Here is a 16,666-nt window from a genome sequence, read left to right as displayed (position 1 = left end):
TCGTCAGTTTCTTCGCTTGGGTTGCGGAACCGGGTCATAACCACCCTCGGATAAGGGGTGGCATTTTAATAGACGTTTACCGCCTAACCAAATGCCAGTTATGAAACCGTGAAGTCGGATTGCTTCTATCGCGTATTGAGAACAAGTCGGGGTAAAGCGACAACGGGGTCCCAGCAGGGGGCTGATCACCAGTTGATACAGACGTATCAGCTTGATGGCTACCCATTGCAACGGCGTGACAGGGTGCGCCATAGCTTTTCCAGTAACTTGAACAGTTCCTCGTTATCCATCTCGCGTACACCACCCTTGGCGATCACGACGATGTCGATGGCCGGCAGTTGATGCTGCTTGAGACGGAAACTCTCGCGAACGACTCGTTTGACACGGTTGCGCCAGACGGCACGCTTGAGCGCCTTTTTGGGCACGGCAAGACCGAGTCGGGGATGGTCGAGAGAATTGGGAACAGCGAGGAGGGTTAATTGCGGTGAAGCGGCCCGGACAGGCTCTGCGAATACACGCTTGAAATGATCGGGAGTTAACAGACGTAACTCCCGGGGGAAGGTGTGCGTTGGCATTAAACTACCAGGCGAGCACGACCCTTGGCACGACGAGCGGCCAGAACTTTACGACCGTTGGCAGTGGCCATACGAGCGCGGAAACCGTGAGTGCGCTTGCGCTTCAGGTTGGAGGGTTGGAAAGTACGTTTCATGATTTTCTACCGTCTTACTGTACAGTTTTGATTGTCACACTTTAGCCGACGCGCCAGCTAACAGCGTGTGACGACTAGCAAAAGAGGCCGAATTCTAAACAGAGTTCGGCTTTTAGTCAATCCGCCGGGGATTGCCGACATCACCTTGCGGCTCTGCCAACGCACGATCCCGGTGGATCGCGGGCACCGGATTATACTGGCTGCCCGCACAGGCACAAGGATCCTCTGCGAAAAAAGGCGGCTTTCGCCGCCAAACACAGAGTCTACTTGAGTACTTTACGCAGGAAGGTGCGGGTTCTGGGATCCTTGGGGTCGACCAGGATCTCGCCGGGAGGTCCCTGTTCGACGATGCGGCCCCCTTCCATAAAGATCACCCGATCCGCCACTTCCCGGGCAAATTCGATCTCGTGGGTCACCACCACCATGGTCTGGTGACGACGCGCCAGCTGTTTCATCAGCCCGAGTACCTCGTCGACCCACTCGGGGTCGAGGGCCGAGGTGGGCTCGTCGAACAGGATCACCTTGGAGTGGGCCGCCATGGCCCGCCCTATGCCCACGCGCTGCTGTTGGCCCCCGGAGAGGGAAGAGGGGTAGGCATCCTTCTTCTCCTCGAGGCCGATGTCGCGCAGGATCCCGAGCGCGGTGGCATTGGCCTCGGCGCGTGGCTGCTTCCACACGGTCACCAGCCCCTCGGCGATATTCTCCTGGGCTGTCTTGTTGGCAAACAGGGCGTAGTTTTGGAACACGAACGAGGCGCGCTTGCGCAGCTCGATGGCCTGGCGATCGCTGGCCCTGGCCAAATCCATATTGAGATCGTCGATGGCCAGTTGGCCTGCATCCGGCGTCTCCAGCAGGTTGAGGCAGCGCAGCAGGGTGGACTTGCCGGTCCCGGAGGGACCTATGATGACCACAATCTCGCCCTTGCCTACCTCCAGATCGATGCCGTCGAGTACCGTCTTGCCGTCATAAGCCTTGCGCAGGCCGGTCAGTTTAATCATGGCGGCCTCCTCAATAAGCCCGGTTGAGACGCAGCTCCAGCAGGTGCTGCAGGCGAGTGAAGACGATCACCACCACCCAGTAAATGAGTGCCACCGCCATGAAGCTCTCGAAGAAGCGGAAGGAGGAAGAGGCCTCCATCTGCGCCTTGCCCATCAGCTCGGCCACCCCGAAGGTGAAGGCGAGCGAGGTACTCTTGATCATGTCGATGAAGTAGTTCATCAGAGACGGCGACGCGATGCGGGCCGCCTGGGGCAATATGATGCGTTGCATCGCCTGTAGCCGGCTCATGCCGATGCTGAGAGCTGCCTCCATCTGGCTCTTGTGGATGCCGAGGATGGCGGCGCGGATCGATTCGGCCATGTAGGCGGCGAAGTGCAGGGTGAGGCCCACCACGGCGGCCGTGAAGGCATCCATCCCGACGAAGATCGGGAAGACTTGGGGCAGGCCATAGTAGAGCAGAAACAGCTGGACCAGCAGCGGTGTCCCCCGGAAGAAGGAGATATAGAGCATGGCCAGCCAGTGGATCAGGGGAACGCGAAACACCCGTACAATCGCCAGGATCAGCGACAGTACGAGTGCCATAGCGAACCCCCACAGGGCCATCTCCATCGTGGTGCCCAGATACTTGAGCAGGATGGGAAACAGCCCCAGGGTGTAGTCGACGTCAAATTCCATCATTTATTTGCTGGTAATGTCGGCGTCAAACCACTTCTCGGAGATCTGGCGCAGGGTGCCGTCGGCACGCATGGCAGTCAGGGCGCCGTCGACCTTCTTCAGCAGTGCCTCCTGCTCCGGGTTCTTCAGGAAGGGGAGGGCGTTCTCTATGGTCTCGAACGGCTGACCGGCCTGCTGCAGGGGGAGTTTGGACTCCTTGATCAGCTGGGCGGTGGAGACGCGGTCCATCACGAAGGCGTCGATTCGGCCCAGGGCAACATCCTGCTCGAAGGCGGAGTCATAGGTGCGGATGTCGATCTTCTTCTCGGGATCGTTCTTGCGCAGCAGTTGCTCGAAGTTGGACCCCAGGTTCACCGCCACCTTCTTGCCGGCCAGATCGGTCAACCCGTGGATGGTATCGTTGCCCTTGCGCACCACGATCTGGGCGCCGTCGTAGACGTAGGGCTGGGAGAAGGCGTACTTGGCCTTGCGCTCGTCGGTGATGGTGATCTGGTTGGAAATGGTGTCGATCTTGCCGGTTTCCAGCATACCAAACAGGCCGGAGAAGCTGGCGGTCACAAACTCGACCTGGTCGCCGGTTCGCTTGCCGATCTCGTTCCACATGTCGATCTCGAACCCTTGCAGCTTGTCTTGCTTGACGAAGGTGAACGGGAAGTACTTGCCGGACATGCCGACCTTGATGGTCTCGGCATGAACACCGGTGGAAAGAGCGGCCAGCAGGATGGCGGCGCCGGAAATCAGCTTGATGGACATGGAATTACCTCTCTGTGTCTGATTTGTTGTTATGTCGTGCGGTTGGTGGCCATGCTATTGGAATAAACGTCTTTCTATAAAGACGCCTTGGTTATATAACATAACCATTTTTTCAGGATCGTGAGTCTGATCTTCCTGTGGGTAACTTTGGGGATGAATCCCGATTCGGGGGGCGTGGATCCTTGAAAGTCAAGGATCTTATTTGCTGGATCCCGGAGGCGATCGCTGGAGATCCCCCCCCCGAAAACGTACAATAGCCGGTCTTTGGTTCAACACTTTTACGGGAGTTTAGAGTGACTGCTTCGCTATGGCAGCAGTGCCTTAACCGGCTGCAAGATGAGTTGCCCTCGGCAGAATTCAGCATGTGGATCCGGCCGCTACAAGCGGAGTTGAGTGAAGATACTCTGACCCTGTATGCCCCGAATCGCTTCGTGCTCGACTGGGTACGAGACAAGTATCTGATCCGCGTTAACGGCATCATCAAGGAGCTGTGTGGCGTCGATGGCCCGGCCCTGCGCTTCGACATCGGCAGTCGTACCAATCCCGTGGTAGCCCGTGCCCCGGTACGGGGTAGTGCCCCTGTGCATAACCCGCAAAAGAGCTGGGATAACAAGCCGGAAGCCAAACCCGAACCGAATCACAAGAGCAACACCAACGTGAACTATACCTTCGACAACTTCGTCGAGGGTAAGTCGAACCAGCTGGCCCGCGCGGCGGCCCGTCAGGTGGCCGATAACCCCGGTGGGGCCTACAACCCGCTCTTCCTCTACGGCGGTACCGGTCTCGGTAAGACTCACCTGCTCCATGCGGTGGGTAATGCCATCAAAGACCGCAAGCAGGATGCCAAGGTTATCTACATGCACTCCGAGCGGTTCGTGCAGGACATGGTGAAGGCGCTGCAGAACAACGCCATCGAGGAGTTCAAGCGTTACTACCGTAGCGTGGATGCCCTGCTCATCGATGACATCCAGTTTTTCGCCAACAAGGAGCGCTCCCAGGAGGAGTTCTTCCACACCTTCAACGCCCTGCTCGAAGGCAATCAGCAGATCATCCTCACCTCGGATCGTTATCCCAAGGAGATCGACGGGGTGGAGGACAGACTCAAGTCCCGCTTCGGCTGGGGCCTGACCGTGGCGATCGAGCCCCCTGAGCTGGAGACCCGGGTCGCGATCCTGATGCGCAAGGCGGAAGAGAACAAGATCCATCTTCCCGACGAGGTGGCCTTCTTCATCGCCAAGCGCCTGCGCTCCAACGTGCGCGAACTGGAAGGGGCCCTCAACCGGGTCATCGCCAACGCCAACTTCACCGGCCGTGCCATCAACATCGACTTCGTGCGCGAGGCCCTGCGCGATCTGCTGGCCCTGCAGGAGAAGCTGGTTACCATCGACAACATCCAGAAGACGGTGGCCGAGTACTACAAGATCAAGGTGGCGGATCTGCTCTCGAAGCGCCGTTCTCGTTCCGTGGCGCGCCCGCGTCAGCTCGCCATGGCCCTGGCCAAGGAGCTGACCAACCACAGCCTGCCCGAGATTGGCGACGCCTTCGGTGGCCGTGACCACACCACAGTGCTGCACGCCTGTCGCAAGATAGAGCAGCTGCGCGAGGAGAGTCACGACATCAAGGAAGACTACTCCAACCTGATCCGCACCCTCTCTTCCTGATAACGGAGAACACAGATGCAGCTCGAAATCAGCCGCGAGGCCCTGTTACGTCCCCTGCAACTGGTGTCCGGCGCCCTCGGTGGCCGACCGACCTTGCCCATTCTCGGCAACGTGTTGATCGACGTGAGTAATGGCTCACTGTCGCTGACCGGCACGGATCTTGAAGTCGAAATGGTCGGTCAGGTCCCCCTGATTGGCGCGAGTCAAGACGGCCGCACCACGGTACCGGCCCGCAAGCTATTGGATATCTGCCGTGGCCTGCCGGAAGGGGCCGACATCCACCTCACCACTGAAGGGGAGCGCCTCATCATCCGTTCCGGCCGCTCCCGCTTTAACCTCTCTACCCTGCCGGCCAGCGAATATCCGAATATCGAGGACTGGGAGTCCGTGCTCGAGTTCGACATCAGCCAGCTGGAGCTCAAGCGGCTCATCGAGGCGACCCAGTTCTCCATGGCCAGCCAGGATGTGCGCTACTACCTCAACGGCATGTTGTTCGAGACCGAGGGGCTGGGGCTGCGCACCGTCGCCACCGATGGCCACCGTCTGGCCACCTGTCGGCGTGAGGTGGTGCAGGATGCGCTGCCCGATCATCAGGTCATACTGCCGCGCAAAGGGGTGCTGGAGCTGGTACGCCTGCTCGAGGCCGAAGAGAAGCCGGTTCGCCTGCAGGTTGGTCGCAGCAATCTGCGCGCCGTGCTGGATGGCTTTATCTACACCTCAAAACTGGTGGACGGCCGTTTCCCCGATTGGCGTCGGGTTATCCCGCGCGGTAACGACAAGGCGCTCATCTCGGGTCGTGAAGATCTGCGTCAGGCCTTTGCCCGTGCCGCCATCCTCTCCAACGAAAAGTTCCGGGGCGTGCGTCTGAACCTGCAGGAGAACCTGCTGCGCATCACCGCCAACAACCCGGAGCAGGAGGAGGCCGAGGAGCTGCTCGACGTCCAGTATGCGGCGGGTGAGCTGGAGATCGGCTTCAACGTCTCTTATGTGCTCGACGTGCTGAATACGTTAAAATGCGAGCAGATTCGGATCAGCCTGGGCGACTCCATCAGCAGCGCCATCATCGAGGATCTGGAGAGTCAGGACGCCCAGTACATCGTCATGCCGATGCGGATCTAGTCGTGACCCTCTCCCGGCTGCAGATTGGCCAGTTCCGTAATATCGAACAGGCCGCTCTGGATCTGGCGCCCGGTCTCAATGTGTTGATCGGGCGCAACGGTAGTGGCAAGACCAGCGTGCTGGAGGCGATCCACTACCTGGGGTTGGGACGCTCGTTTCGCACCCACCTCACCGGTCGGGTGATCCGCCAGGGAGAGAAGGCCTTCACCCTGTTTGCCCGCATGGAGCGGGAGGATGAGGCGATACCGGTCGGTCTCTCCAAGGACAAGAGCGGGGAGACCCAGCTCAGGATCGACGGGGCACCGGCCAAGGCATTGGCCGAGCTGGCCGAGTTGATGCCGGTGCAGCTTATCCACCCCGACGGATTCAATCTGCTGACCGGTGGACCACCGCCACGGCGAGCCTGGCTCGACTGGGGTCTGTTTCACAGTGAACCCGGTTTCCTGAGCCTGTGGGGGCGGGTCAAGCGACTGCTCAAGCAGCGCAATGCCCTGCTGCGTACCGCCACTCAGTACCGCCAACTGGCATTCTGGGATCAGGAGTTGGCTCGCCTCGGCGATGAACTGGCCCAGCTACGCGCCAACTACTGTCAGGCCATTTCTCCCCTGATCCGGGAGATGACGGCAGATTTTCTGCCCGAATTTGAGATCAGCCTCGGCTTCTACCGGGGTTGGGAAAAAGAGACGCCGCTGGACGAACTGCTGGTGGCGGGATTTGAGCGGGACAGAGCGCTCGGCTATACCGGCGTGGGTCCCCAGAAGGCGGATGTTCGCCTCAAGGCCAATGGTGTGCCTGCCCAGGATATTCTCTCCCGTGGCCAGCTCAAGCTGCTGGTGTGTGCCATGCGTCTGGCACAGGGAGTATTCCTGCGCGAGCAGAGTGGCCGTGGCTGCATTTTTTTAATTGACGATTTTGCCTCGGAGCTGGATGTCGAGAAGCGTCGCCTGCTGGCGGCCCGGCTGAGGGAGTGTGCCTCCCAGGTGTTTATCACCACCATCGACATCGAGCAGCTGGCCGACATGATGGACGCCGGCGAGTGCAAGTTGTTCCACGTGGAACAAGGCAAGATCTCCGAACCCAAGAAGGCAGAGAGTAAGCTATGAGTGAGAACACTTACGACTCCTCGAGTATCAAGGTACTGAAGGGCCTGGATGCGGTCCGCAAGCGCCCGGGGATGTATATCGGCGACACGGACGATGGCTCGGGCCTGCACCACATGGTGTTCGAAGTGGTCGACAACTCCATCGATGAGGCTCTGGCCGGCTACTGCAGCGAGATTCAGGTCAAGATTCACTCCGACGGTTCCGTCTCGGTGCGCGACAACGGTCGTGGCATTCCGGTCGACATCCACCCGGAAGAGGGTCGCTCCGCCGCCGAGGTCATCATGACCGTGCTGCACGCGGGCGGTAAGTTCGACGACAACTCTTACAAGGTTTCTGGCGGTCTGCACGGGGTCGGTGTCTCGGTTGTTAACGCCCTCTCCGACACCCTCAAGCTGACCATCCGCCGTCAGGGCCATGTCTACGAGCAGACCTACAAGCTGGGCGAGCCGCAGGCGCCCCTCAAGCAGATCGGCGATGCCACCACCACGGGTACCGAGGTGCGCTTCTGGCCGAGCCCGACCATCTTCAGTGATACCCTGTTCCACTACGAGATCCTGGCCAAGCGTCTGCGCGAGCTCTCCTTCCTCAACTCCGGTGTCTCCATCCTGCTGACCGACGAGCGTGATGGCCGTGAGGTGCACTTCTGCTACGAGGGCGGTATCAAGGCCTTCGTCGAGTACCTGAACCAGAGCAAGACCCCGATCCATCAGAAGGTGTTCCACTTCAGCGCCGACCAGGATGGCATCGGTGTCGAAGTCGCCATGCAGTGGAACGACGGCTATCAGGAAGGGGTGTACTGCTTCACCAACAACATCCCGCAGCGTGACGGTGGTACCCACCTGGCCGGCTTCCGTGCCGCCCTGACCCGTACCCTGAACAGTTACATGGACAAGGAAGACTACAGCAAGAAGGCCAAGACCTCCGCCAGCGGCGACGACGTGCGCGAAGGCCTGGTGGCGGTCATTTCGGTCAAGGTGCCGGATCCCAAGTTCTCCTCCCAGACCAAGGACAAGCTGGTCTCCTCGGAGGTGAAGACCGCCGTCGAGCAGGCCATGGCCGACAAGCTGGCCGACTTCCTGCTGGAAAACCCGGGCGACGCCAAGATCGTGGTCAACAAGATAATCGACGCGGCCCGTGCCCGTGAGGCGGCCCGCAAGGCGCGCGAGATGACTCGTCGCAAGGGTGCCCTGGACATCGCCGGCCTGCCCGGCAAGCTGGCCGACTGCCAGGAAAAAGATCCGGCGCTCTCTGAACTTTACATCGTCGAGGGTGACTCTGCGGGCGGTTCCGCCAAGCAGGGTCGTAACCGGAAGAACCAGGCCATCCTGCCGCTCAAGGGCAAGATCCTGAACGTGGAGAAGGCGCGCTTCGACAAGATGATCTCCTCTCAGGAGGTCGGCACCCTGATCACCGCACTCGGCTGCGGCATCGGCCGCGACGAGTACAATCCGGACAAGATGCGCTACCACAACGTCATCATCATGACCGATGCGGACGTCGATGGTGCCCACATCCGGACCCTGCTGCTGACTTTCTTCTATCGTCAGATGCCCGAGATCATCGAGCGTGGCTACGTCTATATCGCCCAGCCGCCGCTCTACAAGGTCAAGAAGGGTAAGCAGGAGCAGTACCTGAAAGACGAAGACGCCCTGCTGCAATACCAGACCACCATGGCGCTGGACGAGGCGAGCCTGCACGTCAACGAGTCGGCCCCGGCCATCTCGGGTAGCGCGCTGGAACGTCTGGTCAATCAGTATCGCTCCGTGACCAGTCTGATCGGCCGCATGTCACGCCGTGCCCCCGAGGCGGTACTGGATCAGCTGATCTATCACCCGGCCCTGAGCGACGAGCTGCTGGTCGATGAGGCCGCCCTCAAGGCATGGTGTGATGCCGTCAACCTCAAGCTGAACGAGAGCACCAACGGCGTGCAGTACAACCTGGTGCCGCGCCGTGACGAGGAGCGCAGCCTCTTCATCCCGGTCGCCCTGGTTCGCCAGCACGGTATCGAGCGCGAGTTCCCGCTCAGCCACGACTTCCTGCAATCCCCGGAGTACCAACAGCTGGTTGCCCTGGGCAAGGAGATCGCCAACCTCATCGAGGAAGGCGGCTTCGTGAAGCGTGGCGAGAAGGTCAAGCCGGTCACCAGCTTCGTCGAGGCGGTCGAGTGGCTGATGGGTGAAGGCAAGCGCGGCATCTATATCCAGCGTTATAAGGGACTGGGTGAGATGAACCCGGAGCAGCTGTGGGAAACCACCATGGATCCGGAGACTCGCCGCATGCTGCGTGTCACCATCGAAGACGCCGTCGGCGCCGACCAGCTCTTCTCCACCCTGATGGGTGACGCCGTTGAGCCGCGTCGTGACTTCATCGAGACCAACGCCCTGCGGGTTGCCAACCTCGACGTCTAATCGTCCGATACGCCAAGCATGAGAAAGCCGGTCCCTGTGACCGGCTTTTGTTTTTGGTGGGCACGTTCCACGTGAAACATGGGGCAGGCAACGGGTTGCGACCAAAGTCGGCTGTTGGAAGGTGTGCTTTTACATTAACTTAACATGGCACCTTATACGCCAGCCGTGCAGTAGGCATCTTTCTACCCAGGCAAGGAGCCAACATGACAATGCTCAGCTATCGAAAGGGGGGCGAGGAGATGCCCCTCATCGACCTCACCCTCGGCGAGCAGCTCGTCGACATCGCCCGCCGTTATCCCGACCGCCCCGCCGTGGTAGTGCGCCACCAGCAGATCCGCTGGAGCTGGCGCGACTACCTGAGCGAGGTCGACCGGGTTGCTCACGGCCTGCTCGCCATCGGTATCCGCCCCGGCGACCGGGTGGGGATCTGGTCCCCCAATAACATCGAGTGGTGCCTGGTGCAGTACGCCACCGCGCGTATCGGCGCCATCATGGTTTGTATCAACCCGGCCTATCGGCGCAGTGAGCTGGAGTTCGCCATCAACAACGTGGGCTGCCGTGCCCTCATCTGTGCCGAGGGGTTTAAGGGCAGCGACTATCTGGCCATGTTGCAGACCCTGGCCCCCGAGCTGGAACAGTGTGCCCCCGGGGCCCTGTGCTCTGCCCTGTTGCCGAGCCTGGAGTGGGTGATCCGGTTGGGGAGTGGCGCCACGGCGGGCATGCTCAATTTCGCCGATCTGCAGGCACGTGGCGATGCTACACCCCGGACCGAGCTGGAGCGGGTGGCCGCGACGCTCACCGCGAGCGACCCCATCAATATCCAGTTTACCTCGGGCACCACGGGCAACCCCAAGGGAGCGACCCTGACTCACAGCAACATCCTCAACAATGCCAGGCTGGTGGCCGCCGGCATGGCTTTTAGCGAGCAAGATCGCCTCTGCATCCCGGTGCCGCTCTACCACTGTTTCGGCATGGTGCTCGGCAACCTGGTCTGCCTCAGCGTCGGCGCCTGCGCCCTGTTCCCGGCCGAGTCGTTCGATGCAGCCGAGACCCTCGCCATGGTGAGTGAGGAGCGCTGCACCGCCCTGCACGGGGTGCCGACCATGTTCATCGCCGAGCTGGCGCTGCCCGACTTCGAGCGTTATGACCTCTCCTCCCTGCGCACCGGCATCATGGCCGGCGCCCTCTGCCCGGAGCACCTGATGCGCAAGGTGCAGAGCCTGCTGCACATGACCGAGGTGACCATCGCCTACGGCCAGACCGAGTGCAGCCCGATCAACCACATGACCGCCATCGACGCGCCACTGGAGAAGCGGGTGACCACGGTGGGCCGGGTGCTGCCCCACACCGAGATCAAACTGGTGGACCTGGAGGGCAACACAGTGCCGGTGGGCCAACGGGGGGAGATCTGCTGTCGCGGTTACAACGTCATGCTGGGCTACTGGGAAGACCCGGCCAAGACGGCGGCCACCATAGATGATGAGGGGTGGCTGCACTCGGGGGATCTCGGCCTGATGGACGAGGAGGGTTACGTGCAGGTGGTGGGCCGCCTCAAGGAGCTGATCATCCGCGGTGGCGAGAACATCTACCCCAAGGAGATCGAGGATCGCATCTACACCCACCCGGACGTGCAAGATGCCGCCGTGTTCGGTGTCGACAGCGATCGCTACGGGGAGGAGGTGTGCGCCTGGGTACGTCTCAAGGCCGGCGCCTTGCTCGACGAGGGGGCACTGCGCGCCTATCTGGAGGAGCGCATCGCCTACTTCAAGGTGCCCAAATACATTCGCTTCGTCGAGGAGTACCCCATGACGGTGACCGGCAAGCTGCAGAAGTTTCGCATGAAGGAGATGATGGACGCCGAACTGATGACCCGCTGAAGGACGAGAGAGGGCTGCGGCCCTCTTTTGCATTCTCCCCTTGAAAGCCGATGAGGACATCCCTACATAGGTGATAAGGCCGAAATGCCCGACAGGGGTTTCGACCAGTTAGCCCGTCCAACCGGAGGGCCATCATCCGTTATCGCTCACATGAGGGTAATAGCATGCGTAATTTCGACTTTTCTCCGCTCTATCGTTCCGCCATCGGTTTTGACCGTCTCGCCAGCCTGATTGAATCGGCCGCGAGCAACGGCAACGGTGGCTATCCCCCGTATAACATCGAGCTGCTCGGCGAGCACGACTACCGCATCACCATGGCGGTGGCCGGCTTCACCCAGGAGGAGCTCGAGATCAGCTTCCAGGAAAACCTGCTCACCGTGAAGGGGAGCAAGCAGGCCGACAGCGGCCGCAACTACCTCTATCAGGGCATCGCCGAGCGTGGCTTCGAGCGCCGCTTTCAGTTGGCCGACTATGTCCGCGTCAAGGGCGCCGACCTCAAGAACGGCCTGCTGCACGTCGACCTGGTGCGCGAAGTGCCCGAGGCGATGAAACCCCGCCGTATCGACATCAACGGCTGATTATCACGACATGAACCGGCCGGGCGCTGCGGGCCCGGCCACCCCGACTATTGCTTGAATGAGGATAGTGACATGCGTATCGACTTTTCTTCCCTGTATCCCAATGTGGTTGGCTTCGAGCGGATGGCCCGCGAACTGGAAGGGCTGTTCGAACAGAAGAGCGCCGGATGTCCCCCCTATAACATCGAGAAGCTGGAGCAAGAGCGTTACCTGATCACAGTGGCGGTGGCGGGCTTCGAGCGCGACGAGCTGCAGATCGAGACTAAGCAAGGCACCCTGAGCATCAAGGGACTCAAGCGCCCGGCCCAGGAGGAACGCCGCTTCCTCCACCAGGGCATCGCCGAGCGGGACTTCACCCTGTCGTTCAAGTTGAGCCAGCACGTAGAGGTGCAGGGAGCACGCCTCGAACATGGCCTGCTGCAGATCGAACTGGCCCGTGAGCTGCCCGAACACCTCAAGCCGCGCCAGATTGCCATCGGCAAGCCCGAGCCCCTGGCATTGCCCGCTGGCGAGTGATCGGCGTGAAAAGAGAAAGGCCTGCAACAGCAGGCCTTTTTTGTGTCAGCGTCCGGCGTAGAGGGCGTTGATTTCGTCAGCCAGGATGGCGATGCCGCGGCGCACCAGGTCTTCGTTCTGGGCGTAGTTGAGGCGAATACACTCCTGACTGTGACGCCAGTCGGGATCGTCGATGCCGGGGAAGAAGTAGTGACCGGGGACGATCAACAGATTCTTCTCCTTGAGGCGCTGGTAGAGCTCGGCGCAGTGAATGGGCAAGTCTTCGAACCAGAGCCAGAGGAACAGTGCACCTTCAGGCTTGTGAATGTGGAAGCGCGGATCGGGGATCGCCTCACGCAGTAGCTTCACTGCCAGCTCTGCCCGCTCCCGGTAGAAGGGCTTCACCACCTGCTCGCTCAGGGTGATGATGTCACCGCTCTCGATCATCGGAATTGCCATGGCCGGCCCCAGGCTGCCCGGTGCCAGGTTGATGATGCCGCTCAGGTTGGTGATGGCCTGGATGATGGGCTCCTGGGCGATGACGATGCCGCAGCGGGTGCCCGGTAGTCCCAGCTTGGAGAGGCTCATGCAGAGAATGGTGTTGGCGTTCCAGAACGGCTTCACGTCGCTGAAGATGATGCCGGGGAAGGGGACCCCGTAGGCGTTGTCGAGGAGCAGTGGAATCCCTTTGGCACGGGCGATCTGATCCAGGTGCTCGATCTCCTCGTCGGTCAGCACGTTGCCGGTGGGGTTGGTGGGGCGCGACACGCAGATGACGCCGATGTCATCGCCCACCTCCAGGTGCTCGAAGTCAACGTGGTACTTGAACTGCCCCTCGGGCAGTTTCTCGATGGTCGGCTTGTAGGCGACGAAGTGGTCTTCGCTCAGGGCCGAGTCGGCATAGCCGATGTACTCGGGGGCCAAAGGGAAGAGCACCTTCTTCTTGCGGCCATCCGGAAATTCGCCAGCCAGCAGGTTGAAGAGGTAGAAGAACGCGTTCTGGCTGCCGTTGGTCAGGGCGATGTTGCGCGCCGTGATCTCCCATCCCAGTTCGCGGCGTAGCAGGTCGGCCAGGGCGCGGATGAAGCGATCTTTCCCCTGCGGGCCGTCGTAGTTGGCCATGGCTCGCACCAGATCGCCGCTCTCCAGCAGCGCCTGCGCCTGTTGCTGGAACTGCTCCAGCATGGCGGGGATGGGGGCCGGGTTGCCGCCACCGAGCATGATGGCGTCGGGGTTGGTCAGCCCCTGGTTGAGGTCATCCATCAACTGGGTGATGCCGGCGTGGCGGGTAAATTTCTCGCCGAAGCTGGAGAAGTCCATGGTGTAGGGGTCCGTCCTGTGTGTCGTCTGCTTTGTTATGAAGGAGATCCACCTTATCCCAGCGGTGGGGCGGGTGTCGACGGGCAAGATGAACGTTCCACGTGGAACATAAACTGTGAGGTGGTGAAAAAAACCACTCTGTGGTTAATGGTTGACCAAGGTGATGGGTTGTGGAACGGGTTTTGAGATAAAATTGAATCAAATCAATGTGTTAATTTTTGGCACGGGACTTGGAATAGACATAGGGTAATCAACCCAATGGAGATATCCAATATGAAGACCCTGATCGCCGCCCTGTTTACCACCATGGCTCTGACCGCTAACGCCAATGAGACTGGGGATAGACCGACTCTGGATTTGGCAAGCTTGCATCAGGAAGTAAAGAGTGAGGTAGCAGAAGCCAGTGCGGCCGTGGTAGCCGAGGCCATGGAGAACCTGCGTCCGTTGGAGCCCAGTGTGATGCTGACCGAGGTCAGCGCCGCGGAGGAGCCCCGTGGTTAAGGTAGCGCAACGGGGTCTGTCCCGTGTGCTGGCGAAAGAAAGCGATAAAGGCGCTGTCGCTGGCAAAATCGAGGGCTTGGGCTGTGTCGCTCAGGTTGCCCGATTCGGCCAGCAGCTCCATCGCCCGCAGCAATCGCCACTGCTGACGCCAGGCCTGATACGACATGCCGGTCTCGCGCAAGAAGATGCGCCCCAGGGTGCGCTCGCTGGCCGCCACCCGGCTGGCCAGCTGAGCCAATCGCTCCGGCAGCGCGCCGCCACGTACCCCGTCCAGCCAGGTTGCCAGCCGCGCATCGCGCGGGAAGGGTAGCTGCCACACCTGGCGCGGGGCAGCCAGCAACTCCTCCTCGCACACCGTCAGTAGGCTCTGTTGCGCCTGCGCCGTCATATCCCAGGGCCAGAAGGCCATCCGTTCGATCACCTCCCGCAGCAAGGGGTTTACCTCCAGTACCCCGAGGGGCAGGGTGGGCGCCGCCGTCTGCGCGAAATAGAGCGAGCGGTATGCTACCACGCCACGCATCATGGCGCGGTGCACAGTGCCGGCCGGGATCCAGGCCGCCCGGGTTGGGGGCAGTACGCACAGGGTGTCGGCCAGCTCTATGGTGATGCAGCCCTGATTGGCAAACAGCAGTTGATGGCGGGCGTGGTGATGGCGTCCCGAGTCGTGCTGGCCCAGATCGGCGGCGATGCCGATGACCGGAGCTGACTGGTCGTCGGGGTTAAATGAACTATGCGCGGTGATAAAGGCCATGTGTCGTGCTTTTGATGTTTAATGTCTTCAGTATTGTAATGCGACACAGAAGCCTTCCCTAGACTGAGCGCCTTTCTGTTATATAGAGGTGAGGTGTCATCATGACTCGACAGCATTGCCCACCTGTGTGGCTCATTATTCTGTTGATGATGTTTCCCCTGGTGGCAGGGCGAGATCGCGAACGCTTTTTGAGCGAACCATTGGGTTTGACCGCCGTCCCGGGCTGTGATCTTATGCTCTCTTTTCGGAGAGCCACTTCATGTCCATCGACGCCTTCTCTAAGCACTTTGCCGAGCTCCAAGACCCAAGGCAAACCGCCAAAGTGGCTTATCCCTTATTTGATGTGCTGTTTCTGACGCTCTGTGCTGTTATCGGTGGTGCTGAAGGATGGCAAGATATTGAGGACTTTGGTGACGCCCATCTAGACTGGTTCCAGAAGCGCCAGCTCTTCCTCAATGGCATGCCGGTTGATGACACGATTGCCCACGTCATTTCCCGTCTCGACCCATTGCAGTTTCAGCATTGTTTTCTCAGTTGGATGACATCGGTAAGTCAGCGCAGTAACGGCGACGTTATCGCCTTGGACGGAAAGGTGTTGCGAGGCTCCTATCACCGTGATGACAGGGCTTCAGCCATCCATATGGTCAGTGCGTTTGCCTGTGCCAATGGTGTCGTGCTAGGCCAGGTGAAAACCGATGCTAAATCCAATGAGATCACAGCAATCCCGGCGTTGTTGTCGTTGTTGGATATCAATAATTGCCTGATATCGATTGATGCGATGGGCTGCCAGACAGCCATTGCGGCTCAGATTATCGAGCAAGGCGGTGATTACTTGTTGGCCGTCAAAGGTAATCAAGAGCGTTTGTCGAATGCGGTGCGTGAGGCGTTCAAGCCAGTGTTGGCAGAGCAGCATATCGCCAGTATCGAGCAAAACCGGGGAAGAGTTGAAGTGCGGCAATATCATGTGATGCCGGCCGAGGAGGTAGCCCGCCATTTTCCTGAGTGGAAAGGGTTGCGAGCGCTGGGGGTCGCCGTTGGCTACCAGCAAAAAAGCAAGGGAGAGGTGTCATTGGAGCATCGTTACTACATCAGCTCAGCCCCTTTGGAGCGAGCCACTTTTGCGAATGCGGTACGCAGCCACTGGGGGATAGAAAACCAGTTGCACTGGGTCTTGGATGTCACCATGAAAGAAGATGCCTGCTCTATTTATCGGGGTGATGCCGCCGAGATACTGGCCACAGCAAGGCATATGGCACTGAACATGCTCAGAGCAGAAGAAGGAAAGCGAGCCAGCATCCGCCGTAAGCAGAAGATAGCCGCCATGAACAGCGACTATCTCGAACAAGTAATTTTGTCAGGGGTAAGAGCGGCGAACAAAGAGTGACCACTCATGCTCTTGCCCTGCCCCTGGTGGTTGAAACCATCTACAGCCCGGCGCTGACCAGCATCGCCCGCCACTTCGATGAGAGGGGGGGCTTTCAGGCCGACGCTTTATTGGGTCTGAACATGATCGCGAATTGAATCTGTGGGTAATTCTGTGCAAAAGCTGTTGGTCTGTTGGTGGTTTAAGCGAACGGTACAAAAGTGTGGTTTTTTCGCTGTTTTTCCCTTGCCATCCCGGCGTGCCTCCCTATAATGCGCCCTCACCAGCACGGCGGATGACGCCGGATGGTCAGCGAGTTGGCAACGCCAACCCGGCTGCGAAAGAAAAGCGATA

Annotated in this window: 19 protein-coding genes; 11 read left to right on the top strand and 8 right to left on the bottom strand. The window is 60.0% G+C overall.

Going from position 1 to position 16,666, the window contains the following annotated elements:
- Positions 1-3: 3 nt before the first annotated feature.
- The 6 genes from yidD to BN1133_RS04000 all read right to left on the bottom strand — a co-directional run bounded on the left by yidD (position 4) and on the right by BN1133_RS04000 (position 3,136).
- Positions 4-252 carry a membrane protein insertion efficiency factor YidD gene (yidD, locus tag BN1133_RS19535; protein ID WP_082177893.1) on the bottom strand — a complete coding sequence of 83 codons (249 nt, stop codon included), beginning with the start codon at positions 250-252 and terminating at the stop codon, positions 4-6.
- On the bottom strand, positions 219-575 hold the full coding sequence (rnpA, locus tag BN1133_RS04015; protein WP_050665265.1) for a ribonuclease P protein component: 357 nt from the start codon (positions 573-575) through the stop codon (positions 219-221). The genes yidD and rnpA overlap by 34 nt, the downstream gene beginning before the upstream one ends.
- Positions 575-709 carry a 50S ribosomal protein L34 gene (rpmH, locus tag BN1133_RS19530; RefSeq protein WP_005351555.1) on the bottom strand — a complete coding sequence of 45 codons (135 nt, stop codon included), beginning with the start codon at positions 707-709 and terminating at the stop codon, positions 575-577. Before rpmH ends, rnpA begins: the two co-directional genes overlap by 1 nt.
- Before the next feature lie 263 nt (positions 710-972).
- Positions 973-1,707, bottom strand: a complete 735-nt coding sequence (locus tag BN1133_RS04010) for an amino acid ABC transporter ATP-binding protein (RefSeq protein WP_050665264.1) — start codon at positions 1,705-1,707, stop codon at positions 973-975.
- Positions 1,708-1,717: 10 nt separating this feature from the next.
- Positions 1,718-2,386, bottom strand: a complete 669-nt coding sequence (locus tag BN1133_RS04005) for an amino acid ABC transporter permease (protein ID WP_136614557.1) — start codon at positions 2,384-2,386, stop codon at positions 1,718-1,720.
- On the bottom strand, positions 2,387-3,136 hold the full coding sequence (locus tag BN1133_RS04000) for an amino acid ABC transporter substrate-binding protein (protein ID WP_050665263.1): 750 nt from the start codon (positions 3,134-3,136) through the stop codon (positions 2,387-2,389).
- Between the two features lie 293 nt (positions 3,137-3,429).
- On the opposite strand from BN1133_RS04000, the gene dnaA reads away from it, so the two are divergent.
- The 7 genes from dnaA (at position 3,430) to BN1133_RS03965 (ending at position 12,398) form a co-directional block, all read left to right on the top strand.
- Positions 3,430-4,797 (top strand): chromosomal replication initiator protein DnaA, encoded by a 1,368-nt coding sequence (gene dnaA, locus BN1133_RS03995; protein ID WP_050665262.1) that lies wholly within the window; start codon positions 3,430-3,432, stop codon positions 4,795-4,797.
- Between the two features lie 15 nt (positions 4,798-4,812).
- Positions 4,813-5,916, top strand: coding sequence for a DNA polymerase III subunit beta (dnaN, locus tag BN1133_RS03990; protein WP_050665261.1), 1,104 nt, complete (start codon positions 4,813-4,815; stop codon positions 5,914-5,916).
- A 2-nt stretch (positions 5,917-5,918) separates the two neighbouring features.
- Positions 5,919-7,019, top strand: a complete 1,101-nt coding sequence (gene recF, locus BN1133_RS03985) for a DNA replication/repair protein RecF (RefSeq protein ID WP_050665260.1) — start codon at positions 5,919-5,921, stop codon at positions 7,017-7,019.
- Positions 7,016-9,427, top strand: a complete 2,412-nt coding sequence (gyrB, locus tag BN1133_RS03980; RefSeq protein ID WP_050665259.1) for a DNA topoisomerase (ATP-hydrolyzing) subunit B — start codon at positions 7,016-7,018, stop codon at positions 9,425-9,427. Before recF ends, gyrB begins: the two co-directional genes overlap by 4 nt.
- Positions 9,428-9,630: 203 nt before the next feature.
- Positions 9,631-11,304 carry an AMP-binding protein gene (locus BN1133_RS03975; protein ID WP_050665258.1) on the top strand — a complete coding sequence of 558 codons (1,674 nt, stop codon included), beginning with the start codon at positions 9,631-9,633 and terminating at the stop codon, positions 11,302-11,304.
- A gap of 164 nt (positions 11,305-11,468) precedes the next feature.
- The gene (locus tag BN1133_RS03970; RefSeq protein ID WP_005351577.1) at positions 11,469-11,882 is read left to right on the top strand and encodes an Hsp20 family protein; all 414 of its coding nucleotides are present in this window, start codon (positions 11,469-11,471) and stop codon (positions 11,880-11,882) included.
- Positions 11,883-11,954: 72 nt separating this feature from the next.
- A complete protein-coding gene (locus BN1133_RS03965; protein ID WP_050665257.1) occupies positions 11,955-12,398 on the top strand; it encodes an Hsp20 family protein in 444 nt (147 codons plus the stop codon).
- 45 nt (positions 12,399-12,443) lie between these two features.
- On the opposite strand, the gene BN1133_RS03960 is transcribed toward BN1133_RS03965, so the two are convergent.
- Entirely contained in the window at positions 12,444-13,697 is a 1,254-nt protein-coding gene (locus BN1133_RS03960) for a valine--pyruvate transaminase (protein ID WP_050665256.1), read from the bottom strand.
- A gap of 258 nt (positions 13,698-13,955) precedes the next feature.
- On the opposite strand from BN1133_RS03960, the gene BN1133_RS03955 reads away from it, so the two are divergent.
- A complete protein-coding gene (locus BN1133_RS03955) occupies positions 13,956-14,198 on the top strand; it encodes a hypothetical protein (protein ID WP_153006794.1) in 243 nt (80 codons plus the stop codon).
- On the opposite strand, the gene BN1133_RS03950 is transcribed toward BN1133_RS03955, so the two are convergent.
- A complete protein-coding gene (locus BN1133_RS03950; protein WP_050665254.1) occupies positions 14,170-14,949 on the bottom strand; it encodes an AraC family transcriptional regulator in 780 nt (259 codons plus the stop codon). The genes BN1133_RS03955 and BN1133_RS03950 overlap by 29 nt on opposite strands.
- A gap of 259 nt (positions 14,950-15,208) precedes the next feature.
- On the opposite strand from BN1133_RS03950, the gene BN1133_RS03945 reads away from it, so the two are divergent.
- The 3 genes from BN1133_RS03945 to BN1133_RS20415 form a co-directional block, all read left to right on the top strand.
- Positions 15,209-16,333, top strand: a complete 1,125-nt coding sequence (locus tag BN1133_RS03945) for an ISAs1 family transposase (RefSeq protein ID WP_050665253.1) — start codon at positions 15,209-15,211, stop codon at positions 16,331-16,333.
- A complete protein-coding gene (locus BN1133_RS20000) occupies positions 16,330-16,470 on the top strand; it encodes a hypothetical protein (RefSeq protein WP_157432336.1) in 141 nt (46 codons plus the stop codon). Before BN1133_RS03945 ends, BN1133_RS20000 begins: the two co-directional genes overlap by 4 nt.
- On the top strand, positions 16,467-16,666 hold a 200-nt coding region (locus BN1133_RS20415; RefSeq protein WP_231686235.1), incomplete at its 3' end, for a hypothetical protein. The genes BN1133_RS20000 and BN1133_RS20415, both read left to right, overlap by 4 nt.

The organism is Aeromonas schubertii, from assembly GCF_000820105.1.
Lineage (GTDB): Bacteria > Pseudomonadota > Gammaproteobacteria > Enterobacterales > Aeromonadaceae > Aeromonas > Aeromonas schubertii.
The sequence above is the reverse complement of the archived record's forward strand: the minus strand, read 5'-3'. Positions and strand labels throughout refer to the sequence as shown.